Below are 19768 nucleotides of genomic sequence, written 5' to 3'. Positions count from 1 at the left end.
CATGTAAATCTTCACAATATTCAATCCTATCCGTATAATGACCTGCGCAGCATCCCGGCTCTCCATACCTGATCATCGTATTTACGCGGAAAAGGAATTAGTGTAGTTTTACCCAGAAAGGGTTTTATTTGTTGAACTGTATTGAAACCGGCTCCACAGAAAATACGCGCTGCCAGCGGAAACCAGTCTACAGCAGGAAAATAGCGTATACATACTCCGTTGTTTACCTTAATTTCCTGATCGCTGATGACAACAAGATAAGGATTAGATTTTTCCTGTTGCGCAACTGCTTCAGCATATTGCAATAACATTTCAACTTCATCTGCATCAAAGGCGTGTACGATCAGCCATAATGCTTTATCTGTTGATATTTTAAAAGCTGCCAAATCAATCTTTTCGGATTGGGGATAGTGTAATGTTAACTGTTGTATCTTTTTTGATTTAGCCTTAACAAAAATCTGATGATCATCTTCCAACTCCTCCAATAGATAAACAGCTTCGAAATAAAAATTATTATACTCAACATTGGACTGATAGTTGTTCCATTTCAATCTTCTTGCCAGGTAATAAACCGGATAGTTTACGGTTGGCCAACAGGAAAACTCACCAGTCAGGCCGTTTGGAAAACTATCAATAAATAATTTTTCTATAGCAAGTTCAGGCAACTTTTCATCCGTGAAAGATTTCCATGCATTTGTATAATTTTCAGGTGGAAGAAAAATTATTTTGGATTCGGGAAAAAGCGTAAAAGCTAAAGGATTAGAAGATAGAATAGCATAATCTTCAATGGCAAATTGTTTAATGAACACAGTGATGCGAAACAAATGCCCCATACCCCCACCCATCACATAAAAAAGATTCACTTTCCTTTTGCTTTTATTTCAGCCATCAGAATAAATTTTTCCATATCCTTCAATTCCTCAATTAATAAAATAGCCGGAGCCAGGGACAGGCCTGTTCCACGGGTAGTGTAAGTTTCATTTACCTGAAACCATTCAGCTTCATTATTCATTCTCAATTCGGTCACTAAAGCATCATTCCTTTCCAATTTAATTTTACCCTCTTCTCTCAATTTTATTTCATAAGCATTATTCATTTCTTCATTATTGGCCAGCTTAATTTTATCGTCATACAGTTTCACTTTCCAGAGCAGTTCTTCGTTATGATTCCTCAGCTTAAAGCCATCATCTGAAAATTTAACTGCATACTGCATGGTATTGCTCCCATCGTAGTATTTTCTTTTTTCCTTTTTAAAAATGCCTGTCAGCGAAAGTGCTTTTGTATCAATACTAAACTCGTCACCTACGCTAATGGCTGCCAGTTGTTCTCGTGTTGCATCATGTACAGAAAATTTAGCTGGTTCACTGGTTGGATTGCAAGCGGAGCTTACGATCATTAAACCCAGGCATAGCATCCATAATTTTTTCATAAGCATCTGTTTCATGGTTGTTTGTAAATTTGGTTTCAATATTTTTTTTCAAATCATTCCCCCATTTCAATCGCTGTGCTGTGTCAGCTTCCAAAAATAGGGATAAAACATGGTGGCAAGCCTTGAAGTCACCAGGATCAAACAGCAGTTCATCAGTGATCCCCTGCATGACATCCTTCATTCCATCAATGTTAGAAGCCAGCACTGGAATACCCAAGGCACCTGCTTCTAACAATACATTCGGCATACCATCGTAGTAAGAAGGAATGGCTACTGCATCACAACACAAATAATATTTAATCAATTCGTAACGATCCATAAATGCATAATGAGAAAAACTTAGGTTCGCCCCTGTCAGCATGTTGTCTATTTCTTCACTGATTTCGCCAACCAACAGTAAGTGAAAAGCCTCATTACGCTCCAGCGATATCATGGACCGCACAAAGAGGTCTAAACCTTTTTTAGCCTTCAACTGACCAAAAACACCAATGCAGATTTTACCAGCGGTATTATCAGTTCGCCACTGCCTGGCAAGGCTCTCTTCACTGGGGCTTACCTGCCACGATGCCAGCGCAATGCCATTGGGCACAAAGCTTATCGGTACATCGGGAAATAGTTTAGCAAGTTTCCATTGTTTATCGCTGCTTACTACACAAACGTGCTTAGATGCCAGTAAGGCATCTTTTAACAAATCTCTTTTACGTGGGGTAAAAATAGCCGCATCAAAATCATTGCCTCTCAATAAGGTAAGCAGGGGTGCGTTCATCCATTTGGCATATACAGGTGCTGCGAGCACAGGCAAATATCCACCAAAGCAAATCAGCAGGTCGTAGGTTTGTCTTTCCAGATAATTCCAGGTAAGATTAAGCGTATGTGCCTCGCTGTCTTCAAAAGGAATACTAATGTAGACGCCATTAAGTTGTTGCGTAGTTTTAATAACACCGTTCCTGCTTGCAAAATGCAGCACATCAATCGTATAGCCCCGCTTTCTAAGTCCATCCACTATCCGATCGCAGGACTGCGACATGCCGCCCCGTTGTGGTGGATAATTCTCTGTTAAGAAACAAATTCGCATGATGTTTTCAGCTATCGAATATATTCATCTTTACATCTTCCTCTGCCAGTCGGTTCATATCATCTCTGTCGCGCATGGAATTAAAATCATGTCTGTCAAAATAGTCGTTAGACATCATGTATGCAGGCAACACAGGATCCATGCCCGCATCTGAACCACCTACACCAGCATTAGTCACTTTATTGAAAGGCGCAGTCGATGAATTTGGCAGTGGGGTACTAAGCGGCTTGTTTAAATCTGCTGGTGGTTCATTAACATTTTGCACCTGGTTATAAATGTTCCGGATGCCCTGCATATATTCCTGCAGGGTAAGAATTTTATAGTCCAAAGTTTTACCCTTGCCTTTTAATTTAAAAACATAGCTATCTTCCGTTTCTTCCAATTGCATATGACTTAACAACTTTAATCCTTTGAGTTTGTATGTGCTTTTAGGCAGTGTAAGACGCTGAAAGTAATGATGTACTGTTTTCATTTTCGATTTATACTTTCCTCTCGGGTTTCTATAGCTGATTTTTTTGATATCATCTGCCACCACGGTTTCCAGGTAAGCACCATCGCGAAGTAAAATTTTGGCTGCAATGTATTTTGCTTCATAAGTTTTAATATCTCTACCGCTGACTTTGCTTGTTGCAGGCTGTACGTTTCTTAATGGATCACGAAAGTCAACTGCGGCTGAAAGCTTAGCCTCCTCGCCCGCGAGGTCTTTCATTACATTAAGAAAAGGCATAAAAAATAAACGCAGGTAATTGTTCAAATCCCTTTTTTTAACAGTGCTCTCTCTCATGATAAGCCAGGCTGCAAAAATGGCACACAAGGTTGGTGCAATAATCAGTAAAGGCTCCTGCAACTGATAGTAGGCTATCGATGAAATAATGGTCAGTATAACAAACACTGTAATCCAAATGGTTGAACTTGCGGCATGTTTGTCGCGGTGAGCATCATAGGCGCTGGCACGTTGCAAAAAGGTAATCCAATTTTTCACGCTCAAGGTCGTACTCATGGTTTTATCTTCGATAAAACGTTTTTCCTGTGGTGAGAGCGCGTCATAAAATTTACTTGCACTAGCCATATCGATAATTATTTTTTGAATAGCCAAAAGAGAAATCATAAACCTGATCATACAATTTTGTAAGATCACACTCAATTTTTTCCCAGGTAAATTGATCCATTATTGTTTGCTTCGCTCTTTCACTCAGCGTTTTACGCTGTTCCGGATAATCCGATAGCATGCGAATAGCCCTGGCAAGTTCTGCTGGTCTGCCTGGCCTAACCAACACACCATTTACGTTGTGTTGAATAATCTCTCTCACCACTGGAAGATCCGAAGCAATAACCGGTGTTGCACAAGCCATGCTTTCAAATATTTTTAAAGGCGAACAACCTTGCTCCAGGTTGCGGCTGCACTCGGTAAGTGGTGCAACACTGATGTACGCATGTTGAATTACCTGTTGCAAAGCATCTTTATCCAATTGATACTTCCAATCAATTCGTTCACTCACGCCAATTTTATCTGCAAACTTTCTGTACGCCTTACAATGGTGTTCTGTGTGTGAAGCGCATATCACCAGTTTTAAATTTACCTTATCTTCAAGGTAACGCATGGCCTTCAGCAAAACATCAAGGCCCTGCCAGGCTTGTAACGCTCCGAAGTACAAAATATAATCACCTGAAATAATAGGTTGAGGTGATCCCGCAGGTAAATCAGCACCATTACTAAGCACTTTTATTTTTTCCGGAGCAACACGCCTGTTCACTAAATGCTTTTTGATAACCTGCGAAGGTGTCAGCACAAGAACCGATTCTTTCAGACACTGATCCTCTAAATGCTTTAATTTCTCATGCATAGCATTTGTGAGATTCGGATAGCGGTATGGCCATTCCATGCTGGGTAAACCGTTCACTTCAAAAATCGGGAGTATGTGCGGGTTTGCCAATACGGCCATAGCGCCCCATACATCCCGGAAGTGTCCTACAAGGAGTGTGTCTTGGGCATTCAATATATTTTTAACCCATGCTGAAAAAAGTAAGGCACGCTTCAACACATGCTGTTCCTCACTTACAAAGCAAAGTTGTTTTATCTGTCGATTGTCTATTTTGGGTAATGGCCCCTCCACCGTGAGCAGCAGCGTTGGCCCATAGCATTCGCTCAGTACTTTACACATATGCGTAATATGGGTGGAAGCACCTTTAAAGGAAGGGTGCTGATCAAAAGCAATGTATACTGAACGAAAATTTGACTGCACGCTACTGCTACAATTTGAATTTAAGAGTAAAATACGAAGCTTATTTGACTATAGTCATAAAAGTCATAAAAACTTCTTTAATCTTAATCAGGGCAAACTCCCTGACCTGCATTTTTTTTAAAATGCACTACTACACATTAGCCCTAGCCATCATAAAAGCGCGTCAGTTATTAGCTCACCACTTTAATACGCTAACACTTTAATACTTGAACACCTTAAACCTACACAAGCCGTTCTTGTATGGCTTTGCTTACTGCTTCTGTTTGAGAATGCACATGCAGCTTTTCATAAATCTTTTTTATGTGACTTCGCACCGTATCCATGCTAATGGTAAACTCAGCGGCAATTAATTTGTAACTGTTGCCTTTACTTAAGGAGCTTAGTACCTCCTGCTCACGGGCGGTAAGCTGATAAGGATTGTTAATTTTTGCCTGCTGTTGCATAGAGGCTATGACCATACGCGCAATGCTTGGAGACATCGGAGCGCCACCTTCCATGGCTTCCTCAATGGCCGAAAACAATTTAGTTGATATGTGTTTTTTTAAAATATAACCAGAGGCGCCTGCACAAATAGCATCAAACACATGCTGATTGTCGTCAAAGACGGTCAACATAAGGATGGGAATTTCTTTATTTATTTTTCGCACCTGTGTTACCGCCTGTATGCCATTCATAAAGGGCATGTCAATATCCATAATTAACAGATCAGGTTTGTGCGTTTGCAGGTGAGTGCTTATTTCTACCGGGCTTTGAAATGCGCCTAGTAAAGCGATGCTCGCATTTAAGCGAAGCATGCTTTGTATGCTTTCGCTCAGCTGCAGATTATCTTCGTAAAGTAGAATTGCACAGGCCATTATAGAATCTAGGTAAATATCAAAGTCTTTTAAGAGAATAGCATCACATCATGATGTGATGCCCACCTGAAGCTCCATACTTGTTCCTTCACCGACAATACTTTTCAACGTAAAGTGTGCATTTATCTCAGCAGCGCGCTCTTTTTGATTCCGCAAGCCATTACCGGATTTAATGCGATCTGTCTCAAAACCTTTGCCGTTATCAACAATACGCATCATCAGGTTGTTTGCTGTTTGCTGCAACGTAATGTCTATCCGCTTTGCCTCACTGTACTTCGCTGCATTGTTAATGGTTTCTTTAAAAATTAAGAAAATATTTTTACGCTGCTCTGGTGTAAGCCTCATGCCCTGTGTGGTAAGGTCAGTAAATTGGTAGTTAATATTTTTTGCTTCGAGTATTTCTGCTGTAAACTCACGCATGTGGGTAAGCACTTGCTTAATAGAATCATTGTGTGGATTAACCGACCATACCAGGTCACCCATGTCTTCCATTATCCTGGCAGATTGGTCGCCAATCCGCTGAAGGTAGTTTTGAACATTCCCATTCTTTTCGCTGAGTGCCACCTGACTTAAAATATTGATACTCGAAAGTGTAGAACCAATGTCGTCATGTAAATCGCGGGCAAGGTTATTTCGCACTTTTTCAATCTCCAGCAGGCGCTGTGTCCGGCTCATAACTCTGTAGCGGTTTACTAATAAAAAAGCAATCACAATCAGCGATACCAATAAGATAATAATGGCGGTGATGATGAGTCGTTGCCTGCTTAAGGTAAGATCCTGTACGTTTTGACTAGCCTTCAACAATTCAATTTCCCCAGCCTTCTTTTCATTTTGGTATTTCACTTCCAATTCATGAATCGCCTCGATGCTACTGGCTTCACTCAAGCTATCCTTCAAGGTGGTAAAAGCACGCTGGTAGAATAGCGCTTCTTTGTAGTTTTTCTGTTCAGCGTAAATATCTGATAACACTTCATACGAATCCAGTATGGTATAAGGGTCATTTATTTTTTTTGCAATATGCTGGGCTGAATCCAGGTAAACAACAGCTGACCCGTATTGCTTAAGTTGGAAATGCGCAAACCCCATAGCAGCATAAACGCCACCCAGCAAGTGATGATTTTCGCTTTTCTTAGCAATATGAATGGCCTTTTTATATTGATCCTGTGCTTGTTTAAAATCTCCTTTATCAAAATAAATATTGCCAATATTCGAATAAGTTTCAGAAGCTTCGCGGATATAACCCAATTGTAAATACATCTCCAGCGCTTGTTTATATTTTTGCAGGGCTTCCTCTAACTTTTTTTGCTTCCGGTAAATCCTGCCCATAAGCTGAGCAATGTAGGCAATGTGTTTTTCTATATTATGCTCAACAGAAATTACCTGTGCTTCACGCGCATAATCAAGTGCCTTATCATAATCTCCGATGAGGTACTGCACATTACCTATGTTAACCAAGGCTCTTGACTGCGCTACAGGGTCATTTAAAAGACTGTCTTGAATTTTAGCAGCCAGGATATACTGCTTTAAGGCTTGCTCGTAATTATCTTCCTGCAAAAAAATGTTCCCCAGACTGTTATATATTCCCGACAGATCCTGATAATCTTTACTTTTTTTCGCAATGACTTCGGCTTGCGTTAAATAATACCGGGCGGAATCATATTGGGTTAACCAAAGCAGACTCGCTGACAAACCCTGGTAAGCTATTGAACGCTGCTTCTCGTTTTTAATACTCGCATCCAGTGCTTGGTGGTAGTATAAAGAAGAGGAATCATATTGTCCCTGATTGTGGTACAGTGTGCCCAACTCATTGTAACAAACAGCGATGCTATTATTTAACTCTAACCTTGTTGATAATTGAAGGGCTGAACGAAGATACTGATATGCCTGACGGGGATTTTTTCCTTCATTATTTATGGCCAGCCATATCAGGGTATTTATTTCACTTGTATCTCCCCGATGCATCCCAACTATGGCAAGGGCGCTATCCAGTTGTAGGCGTTGCTGCGCACTGTCATCAGCCGGAGCTTGCGCAAAAGCCTGTATAAGTAATTGCAGCCAAACTGCGGTAATAAGTAACTTTTTCACAACTCTGTTTTAGTCAAAACCATAAGCGTTTAAAAGTACAGGGGCTTGTCGGAAAGGTATAGTAAAAATCCGAACTGACCGGCTGATGTTAATGATGAAGATAAGAACGTCCCATTTCAACATTACTCAACAAATAATTTGAGGGAGTATGCCCGGTAAAGCGTTTAAAATCTTTGATAAAGTGGTTCTGATCATAGTAGTCCTGTACAAAATCCATTTGTCGCCACCGAGGGTTCGTGCAAGCATTCAGCTGTTGCTCGATTTGTTTAAAGCGCAATATGAGAGAGTAGGTTTTGGGTGACAAGCCTACATATTTTTTAAACTGCATCTCTAAATATCTTTCGCTGACACGAAGGTCTTGTGCCAGTTGCTTTATTGAAACTGTTGCATGACGGTGAATATTCAGCAGTGTAGCATCTGCTAGCGTGTTACTGGCCTCAATATCAGCGAAGGCTTCAACAAAATACGCGTTGAGTAAAGCCATTTTCTCTGTCAATCCAGTTGATTCTTCCAGTTTTATATGCAATTCTTGTAAGTCCTTCCGGATAAGCCTGCCATCAAAAGCCTTGTTGGTAAACTCACTCATGTCGGCACGCAATAGTTTCGAAAGCGAAGTGGGTTTCAAGAGTACGCCCAGCGAATAGAATCCTGGAAAATGGATGGCTGTAAAATGATGGTCGATTTGCCCGTAGATGCTGACAGGTGCGATGGTATAGGTTTGCTTCAGTATCAGTTTTCCGGGCACACCAAAGTTGAAGAATATGCCTGAGAATCCGTTGGGGAAAAGCCGATGCTCCCCGCCCTCCGTACTATGCATACTGTTTGCCTCTAAATAACCCTGAATATGGGGTAAAAGTATTTTAGTGGGGGCGTGGAAGTTAAAAACCATACACTAAATATAATTCAAGAGATTCATTAATTTTAACCACTTTTTAAACTACATGGCAGAGAACACCTACAAAAGCAATACTTTCAAGAAACCTGAAAAGGAGAAGGAAAAGAAGAGCAAAAAGGCAAGTACAACAGACAAAAAGCCTTTCTTCGCGTTTTTGCAAGATCCACGATTCACACTCGCTACAGGATTTGTACTAATCGTGAGTGCACTTTTTCTGTTTACCAGTTTCTTGTCGTATTTGTTTACTGGCAAGGCCGACCAAAGTGTTATTGATGCCCTGGCTTCCGATACCATCCTGGAGTCAGGCATGGAAACCGATAACTGGTTAGGTTTATGGGGTGCCATTGTTTCGCATGCTTTTATTTTTCGCTGGTTTGGCATTGCCGCATTCTTTATACCCCCGATTGTTTTCATTGCAGGTTTCCGCATGGTTTTTAAAAGAAGCATCGCTTCCATTGTTAACGCTACAATCTTTTCAATTTTCTCTATTCTCTGGCTTAGCCTTATGTTCGGTTACATCACGCTGCAAAGCGATGGCGTTTCCGAATGGGGTTTTCTGGGTGGTGGCTTAGGCTACAACCTGGCCTTGGTGAGCGAAAGCATATTCGGATGGGGAACTTTTCTGGTGCTGATTTTAACCCTGCTCATCTTTATCATCTTTTATTTTAATGTTACTGTTATTAATGCTTTCCAGCCTAAGGAGAAAGCCATGGGTAATGCTGCCTTTGTAGAAGAGAACGGAGATGAAGACGATAAGCAGGCAGACGACAAGATTATTCCGACTTACACAGATGACAAAGACGTTTGGGTTGAAGACCTGAAACCCGAAGAAATTCCTGATCCGGTTTTAGTTACACCTCCGGTAATGCCAGCGCATGAAATAAAACTGGAGATTGAAAAAAGCGAGCCTGTAAAAAATACACCTAAGCAAGACCCGCTCTTTACAGTAGAGGAACAACTTGAAACCGATAAATTGGCCGAGCAACTGGTAGAACAACAGGGTGCTTACGATCCTACCCTCGAACTCAGTCATTATAAATTTCCACCGCTGGAGTTGCTGCGAGAATATGAAGTAGGCAAAGTACAGGTAACACAGGAAGAACTTAACCAGAACAAGGATCGCATTGTTGCTACGCTGGTTAACTTTAAAATTGGCATACAAAGCATCAAAGCCACCATCGGGCCAACGGTTACGCTATATGAAATTGTTCCCGATGCCGGTATCAAGATCTCGCGTATTAAAAACCTGGAGGATGATATTGCCCTGAGTTTATCAGCCCTGGGTATTCGTATCATCGCCCCTATTCCTGGTAAGGGTACCATTGGTATAGAAGTGCCGAATAAAAACCGCGAGATGGTGAGCATACGTTCTGTGCTGAGCATAGAGCGCTTCCAGAAAACAGATTATGAGTTACCCATTGCCTTGGGTAAAACCATTTCCAACGAAGTACACATTGTTGACCTTGCTAAAATGCCGCACTTATTGGTGGCGGGTGCAACTGGTCAGGGTAAGTCAGTTGGCTTGAATGTGATTCTCGCTTCCTTGTTGTACAAGCGCCATCCAAGCACCTTAAAATTTGTTTTGGTCGATCCAAAGAAAGTGGAGATGTCCATTTTCTCTAAAATAGAACGCCATTACCTGGCTAAGCTTCCCAACACGGAAGAAGCCATCATTACCGATACCCGCAAGGTTGTGCATACGCTCAACTCTCTGTGTATCGAAATGGAAAATCGTTACGAGATTCTGAAAGATGCAGGTGCCCGTAACCTGAAAGAATATAACGCCAAGTTTGTAGGTCGTAAACTTAATCCAAAAGAAGGCCACCGTTTTCTGCCTTACATTGTGTTGGTTATTGATGAGTTGGCCGACTTGATGATGACTGCAGGCAAGGAAGTGGAAACCCCCATTGCACGTCTGGCACAGTTGGCACGTGCCATTGGTATACACTTGGTGGTGGCAACGCAACGCCCCTCGGTAAACGTTATTACTGGTGTGATCAAAGCCAACTTCCCGGCACGTTTGTCTTTCCGTGTTACTTCCAAAGTCGATTCACGCACTATTCTTGATGCTGGCGGTGCCGATCAATTAGTGGGTCAAGGCGATATGTTGTTGTCTACCGGTAATGATGTTATCCGTCTGCAATGTCCGTTTGTAGATACACCTGAAATTGACAAGGTCTGTGATTTTATTGGCTCACAACGCGGTTACGATTCTGCCTACATGTTGCCTGAATACGAAGGCGATGATGAAGGAGGCGCCTCTGATGTTGACCTGAGTGAAAGAGATGCCTTATTTGAAGAGGCCGCGAAGTTGATTGTGATGCACCAGCAAGGCAGTACTTCCCTCATCCAGCGCAAGCTGAAATTAGGCTATAACCGTGCAGGCCGACTGATTGACCAACTCGAGGCTGCTGGTATTGTTGGCTCTTTTGAGGGCAGCAAGGCCAGAGAGGTTTTAATAAAAGATGAGATGAGTTTGGAACAATTATTGTCATCTCTTCGCGAAAAACACGGACAATAATATCTTTGCATTTTCATTAACAGCGCCCATAACATGAAAAACCTGATTTTCACAGCATTAGCCCTTTTTACAGTCACTTTCGCCTTCTCTCAATACGATGCCAAAGCCCTCGAAACACTGGAGGCCATGAGCAAGAAGTACAAGGCCATTCCTGCTTTCGAAGCCAACATTACCTCAACCATGACCAATGAAACAGAGGGCATTAAGGAAGAATTTAAGGGCAAAATCACAGTGAAAGGTGATAAATTCAGGTTAGCACTCGATGATCAGGAGATTATTAACAACGGTGTTACCGTGTGGACCTACCTGCCGGCTGCCAAAGAAGTGAACATTGACAACTACGATCCAGGCTCAGACGAAATCAATCCTTCTAAAATTTACGAAGCCTATAAAAAAGGATTCAAGTATTTATACCTGGCTGATAAAACAGAAAACGGTGTTGTATGCGAGGAGATCGACTTAGTGCCAGAGAAGAAAGACGCTCAGTATTTTAAGATTAAAATGATGATCGGCAAGAAGGATAAAAATATCCAGAGCTGGACTATGTTCGACAAGAGTGGCAACAAGTACAAGTACACCATTAACAAGTTCACACCAAACAGTGCTATTACCGATGCCTTCTTCACTTTCGATCCAAAGAAATATCCAGGTATTGAAGTGATTGATTTGCGATAGATAATTAGCTGTGCTTAAGCATAAGCACCAAGGCAGCACTGGCTTAAATATCATTAGGTTGTCTCATCTGTGATGATTTGTGAAATCTGAGGCAAAAGAAAATTTAGCATCACTACCAAAAGCTGATCCATAGGGTCAGCTTTTCTCATTTATAGGCAAGCGTAGTAAATACTCCTTTGTCGCCCGCACAACAACTTTTCCCCAGCCTTTCTTTACATTCGTTGTCATAAAATTACTGGCCATGAATCCTGATGAGAAAATAATCAATGGTTATCCATTTTTGCGCTACCACCAAAATGAATACAATGGTGATCATATGATGCAACGCAGTAAGGACTTTTATAATTTTATCAACCAGCGAAGAACCGTCAGAGATTTCTCTTCACGCCCCGTGCCCAAAGCAGTTATTCACAACATTTTGCTCAGCGCCTCTTCTGCCCCATCGGGTGCACACAAACAGCCGTGGACTTTTTGTGTAGTGAGTAATCCGGAGATAAAAAAACAAATCAGAGCAGCAGCAGAGCATGAGGAATTTGAAAGCTATAACGGGCGCATGAGTGAAGAGTGGAAAGATGATTTAAAAGCACTCGCCACCGACTGGCATAAACCCTTTTTAGAAACTGCACCCTACTTAATCATCGTTTTTAAAAAAGCGTATGACCTCACCGCTGAAAATGAAAAACGTAGCAACTATTACGTAACCGAATCAGTCGGACTGGCCTGCGGATTTCTACTGGCCGCTATTCACAACGCAGGGTTAGTGGCATTAACACATACACCCAGCCCTATGAATTTCCTGACTAAAATTTTAAACAGGCCTGAAAACGAAAGACCCTTTTTATTGATCCCTGTAGGCTATGCTGCAGACGAAACCTATGTACCTAAACTGGAAAGGAAGTCGCTTGAGGAATTTGCTGTTTTTTACGAGTAGAAATGCATTGAGAGAAACCATTCAAGGCATGTCATGGCTATTGACAAGCACATAGCACCATTGCACTATTCCTTTAAAACAAATCGGGTTTAGCCTTGTTATCTTTGCACACCAATTAACAAAACGCTGTGCAATACTACTTTCTACTTTCTTTAGCACTTTTATGTGGCTTCTCAGCACAAGCCCAGGAGGTTTTTTCTGTTAAAGGAAAACTGACGGAGCAAACTACGCAGCATCCTGTACCCTTTGCGAATATTGGCGTGTATACAGAAAAGGGGCTTTATGGAGGCGTGAGCAGCGACTTAAACGGAAACTTTACTATTCAAAATTTAGCACCGGGCACTTATACTTTTGAAATACAGGTAATCGGTTATCAAACCAAGAAACTGAGTAACATGAAGGTGCAGCAGAATATTGATCTCGGCACCATTAACCTGCTTGAGTCGACTACCGTACTTAACGAAATTGTAGTGAAGGGCGAAGCCATTCGCAAGCCTGTAGAAATTACAGCAGAAGGAATGACCATCAATCCCAACCAGAATATATCCAACACGGGTGGTAGTGCGCTGGACGTACTGCGCAATACACCCTCTATCAATGTAGATGCTGAAGGCGGCATATCACTGCGTGGCAGCAATTCAACCAACATTTTAATCAACGGTCGTAACTCTTCCATCAGTGCCAATCTCGATCAGATTCCGGCCAGTGCAATCAAGTCCATTAAGATTGTAAACAACCCGGGCGCCAAGTATGATGCCGATGCCAAAGGCGGTATCATTAACATAGAATTAAAAAAAGGAGATGACCTGGGCACACATGGCAACGCAGAGTTTACCATGGGCACAGCAGGCCGATACAACGGAGCCGTACAGATGAGTCACCAGACGATCAAGTACAATATGTACGGAGGTTACGATATACAACGCCCCATCCGGCCGAGCAGCGCCAGCGTTTACCGACAAAGCTTTGGAGAGAATCCACAAACACTCAGGCAAGAGGCCACTTTCGAAAGGAGTTCGCTTAATCAAAACATTAAACTGGGTGGTGACTATTTCCTGGGTAAAAATCAATTTACCTACGAAGGTGTTTTTGGCAATGGTAAAGACGATGACACTGAAAACAGAATCAGCAATATTGTTGACAACAATGGTGAAGAAGACATACTCAGAAATAATCGAGAAACAGAGAATGGTTTCTCTTACGATAATGCCTTGATCTACGAACGCAGTTTTGATAATGAAGAGCAATCCTTAAAAATAGTAGCGAGTAATTCCGCAAGAAACAATACAGAAAAACAACTGGTGGAAACCGATCGGATGAATGGCAATGTGCTGGAAGAAGGCATAGAGCAAAGAAGTGCTACACGCGAAATCCGCAACATCAGTGTTTTTCAGGCTGACTATGTGCACCCCTTCAACATGGACAATAAACTGGAAACCGGATACAAAACCGTTATCCGCATGTTCGATAATGATTTCAATTTTGAAAACCTGGACAAGGCCAGCGGAAACTGGGTGGAAGACGCTGCTGTGAGCAACCGTTTTAAATACCAGGAAGTAGTGTATGCCGCGTACGCCAGTTATGGGCAAAAGTTTGAACGCTTCAGCTTCGCCTTGGGTAGTCGAGTAGAAATGACTACTATTCAAACCCGGTTGTTCAATAACAATCAACGCAACCAACAGCAATATGCCAACTTTTTTCCGAGTGCTAACTTTCAATATAAACTCAACAAAAAGCAAGAGTTGCGTTTCACCTACTGCAAGCGCATAGACAGACCGGGAGGCGGCCGCTTAAATCCCTTCCCTGATATTGCAGACTCTTTAAACATCCGCAGCGGCAATCCTGACCTGCGACCAGAATACATACAGTCCTTTGAATTAGGGCAGCAACTTACATTAGGACGTGTAGATCTTACCACCACTGTTTTCTACCGCTACACCACAGGCATTATCGATTACATTGTGCGACTTGAAGATGGCATCGCCTATGGCAGACCCGAAAATTTAAATGATGGCTATGACCTGGGCTTTGAATTGATTGCCGTGTCTCCCCTCACCGCATGGTTAAACCTGAATGTGGGTTACTCACTCTTTCAACGCACGGTAGATGGTGCTAACGTAAGTGCAGAATTTGTCAACAGCAACCTTGCGTGGAACACCAAAGCTGTAGCTGACTTCTTATTACCCGCGTCTGTTAAGTTTCAGATAACAGGCAATTACGAATCACCAGAAATAGAAGCGCAGGGCACAGATGTAGCACGCTACAATGTAGACTTAAGTTTATCTAAGTCCATCAAAGATGGCAAGGCCAAAATCAGTTTCTCTGCCAGAGATGTATTTAACACCTTGCGTTATGGCGGCACCTCCTTCGCAGACTCCCTCCTGCAAGAGCGCACCGTAAAACCCCAGAGCAGAATTTTTCTGGTGAGCCTTGGTTTTAAAATATAACATCGTTGTTCGTTGTTGGCACCAATTTGTCTAAGCCGAATAAAATCTAAAACCCGCATCACTTAAAGCACACTTCAACCATGCGCGTCATTGCGAGCGAGTGGTGGCTTATGCGGTGGGGCGAGCGAAACAATCTGGGAATTGTTGATGGTTGATCGTTGTTAGTTGTATGCATTGAGTTATTCATAAAGAACAGTATCATGCAACCTTGTCCTCGCTTGTGCTGCGTAAGCTGACCTTACTAATTGCCCAGCATGTTTTTCTCGGTATAGTCTTTTACTTGTTTCTTTGTTGCAAGTTCTTTCCAACTTTGCTCCAGCACTTCCCTTAATAGAGCTTTATTATAGTTATGTATCCACATACAGATATATGGATACGGCTTAAAGTGGTCAGGTAAGTGAAAAATCTCAGGGTGACTCTCAAGATATTTATTTCTAATTTCAAAGCTGAGGTGAATTGGTATAAATTCACCGTTATCATGCAGTCTGCACATCAATTTTCCGCGAACCTTTACTGAAGGAGTTCCCTCATGCGAAATGCCTTCTTCCGTGCCGGGAAAAGTTAAAGCAATATTTTTTACAACCTCGAAGTCTTTATAATCAAAGTTTCTTACTTTCTTTTTCATGAAGATTATGTCAGTTTCGAACACTTCAATTTACAAATTATATACTACACAGAGGTGCGAGCGATTCGCTTCTGCTACCCTACTCTTATTGTTGAGCGATAGGATGGCGTGTAGGGCCACAAATTCGTATATCAGTAATCGGAAGGATTATTCATGGAAGCCATTGTTGCTGGCTGCCCATTAAGTCAAATCTGTTTTAATTCGCTTTCTGTGTAACCAATCTTTTAACTTGCCCTCAATGTCTCTCTTCTCGTCCGTAGTCAATAATTTTTTCTCTGGGAAAAACCACTCATTGAGTTGGTCGACCGCAACTAATATGTCGTATTGCTTAACTCCTGATAATTCAAAATATATTTCACACATTCTTTTGCTGTTGCAGTAATAAATTGTCCCACTCCGTCCATCTTCAATCATATGAAATCCGTCTTTGTCAACGAACCGTTCAACTCTATCCTTTTGTCGTCTTTTAATGTCCCAAGATTCCATCTCCCCTTTCGGAATATGATGGATAAAAATATTGCCCGTAATTTTTTCAGCGTCCCAGCTGTCGGGAGTTTTGAATTCATCCTTTTCTTTCTTTGTCCCTTGTCCAAATATTTTTTTAATAAATGTCATCATTGTCAAAAAATGGGGTGGCGCAACGTTAGTATATGCGCTGTTTAAATTTTCCTTTAAAATTAACAATCAAATTTAGATTGCGCATATACATTGTTAGCCACTGTTTTTAATCTATTTCAAACACCTCTTTAAAAGGTGCTCTTAATTTTTCCCTCTCCGATTCGGTTAAAATATTGTCCGAAGCATATGACATTCCAGCGTGAAGTAGTTTTTCTACAGCTTGTGCCCAAATAGGCATTAAATAAATCTCTCCATCTTCATCGATTCCAAAAGCTGAATCTCCAACTAATTCTCCTGCTCTAATATTAAATTGAGATGAAATAATTGATAATCCCTCTTTAATTGGCGAACAGTATCTCTGATTTTTAGGCACAAGTTTAATTGTATCGAAATGGTCATCATTCACAAAAGGATGATTAGCATCATAAATTTTTATCCAATTCCTCCAAGCTTTTGTAAATAGTTCATTATTCAATCCTTTGTCAAACTTCGATAATTCCACAATTTCTTCTTCTGTGATATTTCTTGTTGAGTTGATAATTTGCTCGACCTTTTGTCCATTGTCTCCAAATAATTCTTTGATTTCAACTTCTTCTAATATTTTAACTCCAAATGTTCGTGTATACCATACATCCTTTACTAATCCCATATTTATTCTTTTCTCTCTTGAAGGATTAATGACTTCGACTTTAAATAGCTTTCCTGGCCATTGAGTGATAATCTTGGTATCAAGTGAATGGTCAACAACAATGAAAGGAGGTTTTTTGTCTTTTTTAATTATTTCGTCTCCAACTTTAGCCTCTCCAAATAATTCGTTTTCATCTCTCGATGCATAAACGTATCCTTGAATTTTCCTTTTATTAAAATTGAATAGATTCATTCTCTTTAAAAAGCACCTAACGCTTGGCTATTTGCAGTTGCGGGCATAGGAGGCCTTAAAAATGCAGCGCACCGGAATGCTAAAGCCGACCTGCTGTGAAATTGTCCCTCCTGACCGAACTGCATTGTGAAACATAAATTTCAATTTGACACCAAAACCCGCAATTGCAAATAGCTTTTGTTAGCGTTCGTGCCCTTTGTCCGCTCCTAATAGTAAACGTATTCAAAGAATTCTGGAACATACCCTTCAGCTTTAATCAAAAGCCCTTTGTCGTCATAAAAGTACTTTGTCGTTTCCATTTCCTTTTTTCCGTCAAATCTCACAAAGCTTTTAACACGACCATTCTCAAACTCATACTTAAATGTATAGTTCCATTTACTCTTTTTTCCATCTCTAATTTCCCATCCGTAAAATTTCTCTTTATGAAATTCGGTCAAGTACTCAGTTGTACTTTGCTCTGTTAGCTTTCCATTTCTGTACCAGTCCCGAACTTTTCTTTTTCCGTTGTTCTCAATGTTGTCAACAATGTCAAGTGAGCCGTCTGGGTTGTATTTCGTTACTTTTATCAATTGGTTACCGGAATATGTCAACTCGTATTTTGCAACTTCAACTGGCTGTCTATTTTTATCTTTTTTGTTCAATTTATTTGGGTCAAGTCCCATTTTCTTCAATTTCTCTATTTGTTCTTTACTCGGTTCACCATTTTTTGTCGTGTCGACCATTGCAATAAGTCGTCCATTTGAGCCATAAGTGTAGTGAGTTGTCCGTTGGGCTCCGTCCATGAAAGGTTCAAGTTGATATTTAATAAGTCTTCCATTTGTATCATAAAACGTTGTTATCCCCAATTGCTTATTTGTCCCCAAATACCAGAGTCTTGCCTTAACCTTATTTATTTTGTAAATACTGTCACTTTGATACGTTCCTGTTTCTTGTCCAAAAACTGAAAACGTAATAGCTGTCAAGGTGATTAAAAAAAATTGCTTCATAATTTCTTCTCTGTAATTGTCATTTGTTAAAGTTAGCTACTTTGTCCGTAGTAAATGGTTGCCAACGCTTGTGTATGAGCAGTTTAAAATCATCAAAAGATAATTAATAAATTTACACTGTGCATACACTTTGTTGGCATCAGTAAAAATTAACACCCAACGCTGGTATGTCGCCCAACTACTTTCAAGACGTTTTCCTTGTCAGAAGGTTTGGATAAGTAAAGTGTCGGCCTGAATGCATTGTAGTGATTAGAAGTATTAATTAATAGATCTAAAATCCCGTCACCGTCTATATCGCCTGAAAACATTATGTCAATCATCTCATCATCAAACGCAGGTTGAGCTACAAGCAATTGAGTTACATTCTTGTCTGCAGACTTAATTTTGATATAGAGTTTATAATTACTGTATTGAACGTAACCGTCTGATTGCTGTTCCTTTATCCCAGTAGCAAACAACTCGTATTCTGCATTAAGGAATTTAAATTTAACCGTGTCACCTGGAAATATCTCTTGTTTTACTAAGTCAACATAGTCAACTTTCCGAATTGTCGCAAAATCAAGTCCGCTAATTAGTACAAGTGATGTGTCTTTGGTTGATGTTGCTATATCCCATCCTGTTTCATCGCTTTCGTCATCGAGAATTGGGTCGTTGACTCTATTGGTCAAAATAGTTGTCTTTTCAATATAGTACTGTCCGACTTTGCTGAACAATCCAAACCAAACATCAGCTTCAATATTATCCCATACTTCGTCTGAATGAAATTGTCCAGTAGTTATTATATTCGCAGGGTAATTGTCGCTAGGTCTTGGTAATATTGTTGTGTCTTGGATAGATAAGATTTCATTGTTTTTTATTTCTTCCTTCGTTTCAACAAATTCAAGTTTGTCATCTTGAACTGTATCTATAGTAGTAGCTAATTCTCTATTGTCAGTCTTCGCGCAAGCAAAACTGATAAGAAATCCTAAGATGATGGTGTGGTTTAATGCTTTCATTTTTATTGCTGCCAATGTCTAGCCATGAGTCGTTGTTTTGGCCTTTAAAAATAATTAATAAAACAATGGCTCAAAGCTTTTGTTAGCGGCTGGCCAATCCTATAGCCATAAAAATCAAAGCAATAGTTCCAAAAGTCATAAGAAATATCCAGGGAATATTTTTAGTCCAGTCGTTCGGAATGATTTTTCTTGGGTTCTTTGGAGCATATATTATATCAATCTCACTTTTGTCGCTGTGTAAATTATCATCAAGTTTGTTCTTTATTGTTCGTCCAGTCTTGTCGACATATTCAAAAACTGGAACTTCAATTTTATCATTGTTATGATCTCGAATTGTCGTAAAGCCGATGCGTTTTCCTTTGACCCTAACTCCAACCCTCGGAAGCCTCCTAAGCCGGAGGAGTTCAATCGTACCAGTCGCATAACACAAAATTGCAAGTCCTATTGATATTAGTATAAAGTTGTCCATTTTTAATTGGCTTGTCGTCAACGTTAGTGTTTATGCAGTT

18 protein-coding genes are annotated in these 19768 nt (G+C 40.7%); 4 read left to right on the top strand and 14 right to left on the bottom strand.

Translation table 11 applies throughout. The features are described 5' to 3' along the window. Positions 1-26: 26 nt before the first annotated feature. From ACO1XM_RS00555 to ACO1XM_RS00520, 8 genes are all read right to left on the bottom strand, one after another. Positions 27-863: a hypothetical protein gene (locus tag ACO1XM_RS00555; protein WP_486225037.1), complete on the bottom strand. Its 837-nt coding sequence runs from the start codon at positions 861-863 to the stop codon at positions 27-29. Beyond that, a complete protein-coding gene (locus tag ACO1XM_RS00550; protein ID WP_486225035.1) occupies positions 860-1429 on the bottom strand; it encodes a hypothetical protein in 570 nt (189 codons plus the stop codon). The genes ACO1XM_RS00555 and ACO1XM_RS00550 overlap by 4 nt, the downstream gene beginning before the upstream one ends. After that, complete coding sequence (locus tag ACO1XM_RS00545; protein WP_486225033.1) at positions 1362-2504, bottom strand: glycosyltransferase family 4 protein; 1143 nt, start codon at positions 2502-2504, stop codon at positions 1362-1364. Before ACO1XM_RS00545 ends, ACO1XM_RS00550 begins: the two co-directional genes overlap by 68 nt. A gap of 7 nt (positions 2505-2511) precedes the next feature. Then, positions 2512-3573, bottom strand: coding sequence for a hypothetical protein (locus tag ACO1XM_RS00540; protein WP_486225031.1), 1062 nt, complete (start codon positions 3571-3573; stop codon positions 2512-2514). Then, on the bottom strand, positions 3566-4747 hold the full coding sequence (locus tag ACO1XM_RS00535) for a glycosyltransferase family 4 protein (protein ID WP_486225029.1): 1182 nt from the start codon (positions 4745-4747) through the stop codon (positions 3566-3568). Before ACO1XM_RS00535 ends, ACO1XM_RS00540 begins: the two co-directional genes overlap by 8 nt. 221 nt (positions 4748-4968) lie before the next feature. Further along, on the bottom strand, positions 4969-5601 hold the full coding sequence (locus tag ACO1XM_RS00530; protein WP_486225027.1) for a response regulator: 633 nt from the start codon (positions 5599-5601) through the stop codon (positions 4969-4971). A 48-nt stretch (positions 5602-5649) separates the two neighbouring features. Continuing rightward, positions 5650-7686 (bottom strand): tetratricopeptide repeat-containing sensor histidine kinase, encoded by a 2037-nt coding sequence (locus ACO1XM_RS00525; protein ID WP_486225025.1) that lies wholly within the window; start codon positions 7684-7686, stop codon positions 5650-5652. An 88-nt stretch (positions 7687-7774) separates the two neighbouring features. Continuing rightward, on the bottom strand, positions 7775-8575 hold the full coding sequence (locus tag ACO1XM_RS00520; protein ID WP_486225023.1) for a helix-turn-helix domain-containing protein: 801 nt from the start codon (positions 8573-8575) through the stop codon (positions 7775-7777). 52 nt (positions 8576-8627) lie between these two features. Here ACO1XM_RS00520 and ACO1XM_RS00515 point away from each other — a divergent pair, with 52 nt between their 5' ends. The 4 genes from ACO1XM_RS00515 to ACO1XM_RS00500 all read left to right on the top strand — a co-directional run bounded on the left by ACO1XM_RS00515 (position 8628) and on the right by ACO1XM_RS00500 (position 15155). Continuing rightward, positions 8628-11102: an FtsK/SpoIIIE family DNA translocase gene (locus ACO1XM_RS00515; protein WP_486225021.1), complete on the top strand. Its 2475-nt coding sequence runs from the start codon at positions 8628-8630 to the stop codon at positions 11100-11102. Positions 11103-11135: 33 nt separating this feature from the next. Next, complete coding sequence (lolA1, locus tag ACO1XM_RS00510) at positions 11136-11777, top strand: outer membrane lipoprotein periplasmic chaperone LolA1 (RefSeq protein ID WP_486225019.1); 642 nt, start codon at positions 11136-11138, stop codon at positions 11775-11777. 241 nt (positions 11778-12018) lie between these two features. Beyond that, positions 12019-12708: a nitroreductase family protein gene (locus tag ACO1XM_RS00505; protein WP_486225017.1), complete on the top strand. Its 690-nt coding sequence runs from the start codon at positions 12019-12021 to the stop codon at positions 12706-12708. A 128-nt stretch (positions 12709-12836) separates the two neighbouring features. After that, positions 12837-15155 carry a TonB-dependent receptor gene (locus ACO1XM_RS00500; protein ID WP_486225014.1) on the top strand — a complete coding sequence of 773 codons (2319 nt, stop codon included), beginning with the start codon at positions 12837-12839 and terminating at the stop codon, positions 15153-15155. Between the two features lie 241 nt (positions 15156-15396). Here ACO1XM_RS00500 and ACO1XM_RS00495 read toward each other — a convergent pair whose 3' ends face one another. The 6 genes from ACO1XM_RS00495 to ACO1XM_RS00470 all read right to left on the bottom strand — a co-directional run bounded on the left by ACO1XM_RS00495 (position 15397) and on the right by ACO1XM_RS00470 (position 19728). Further along, positions 15397-15780, bottom strand: coding sequence for an MmcQ/YjbR family DNA-binding protein (locus tag ACO1XM_RS00495; RefSeq protein ID WP_486225012.1), 384 nt, complete (start codon positions 15778-15780; stop codon positions 15397-15399). Positions 15781-15960: 180 nt separating this feature from the next. Beyond that, entirely contained in the window at positions 15961-16398 is a 438-nt protein-coding gene (locus ACO1XM_RS00490) for a hypothetical protein (protein WP_486225010.1), read from the bottom strand. Between the two features lie 106 nt (positions 16399-16504). Next, positions 16505-17278: a hypothetical protein gene (locus ACO1XM_RS00485; RefSeq protein WP_486225008.1), complete on the bottom strand. Its 774-nt coding sequence runs from the start codon at positions 17276-17278 to the stop codon at positions 16505-16507. A gap of 206 nt (positions 17279-17484) precedes the next feature. After that, positions 17485-18264, bottom strand: a complete 780-nt coding sequence (locus ACO1XM_RS00480) for an RHS repeat domain-containing protein (protein WP_486225006.1) — start codon at positions 18262-18264, stop codon at positions 17485-17487. Positions 18265-18413: 149 nt separating this feature from the next. Then, a complete protein-coding gene (locus ACO1XM_RS00475) occupies positions 18414-19259 on the bottom strand; it encodes a hypothetical protein (RefSeq protein ID WP_486225004.1) in 846 nt (281 codons plus the stop codon). Between the two features lie 82 nt (positions 19260-19341). Further along, positions 19342-19728, bottom strand: coding sequence for a hypothetical protein (locus tag ACO1XM_RS00470; protein ID WP_486225002.1), 387 nt, complete (start codon positions 19726-19728; stop codon positions 19342-19344). Positions 19729-19768: the final 40 nt, after the last annotated feature.

The sequence above is a fragment of the Chryseotalea sp. genome, from assembly GCF_057350905.1.
Note: the sequence above shows the minus strand (reverse complement) of the source record. Positions and strands in the feature narration are given on the sequence as shown.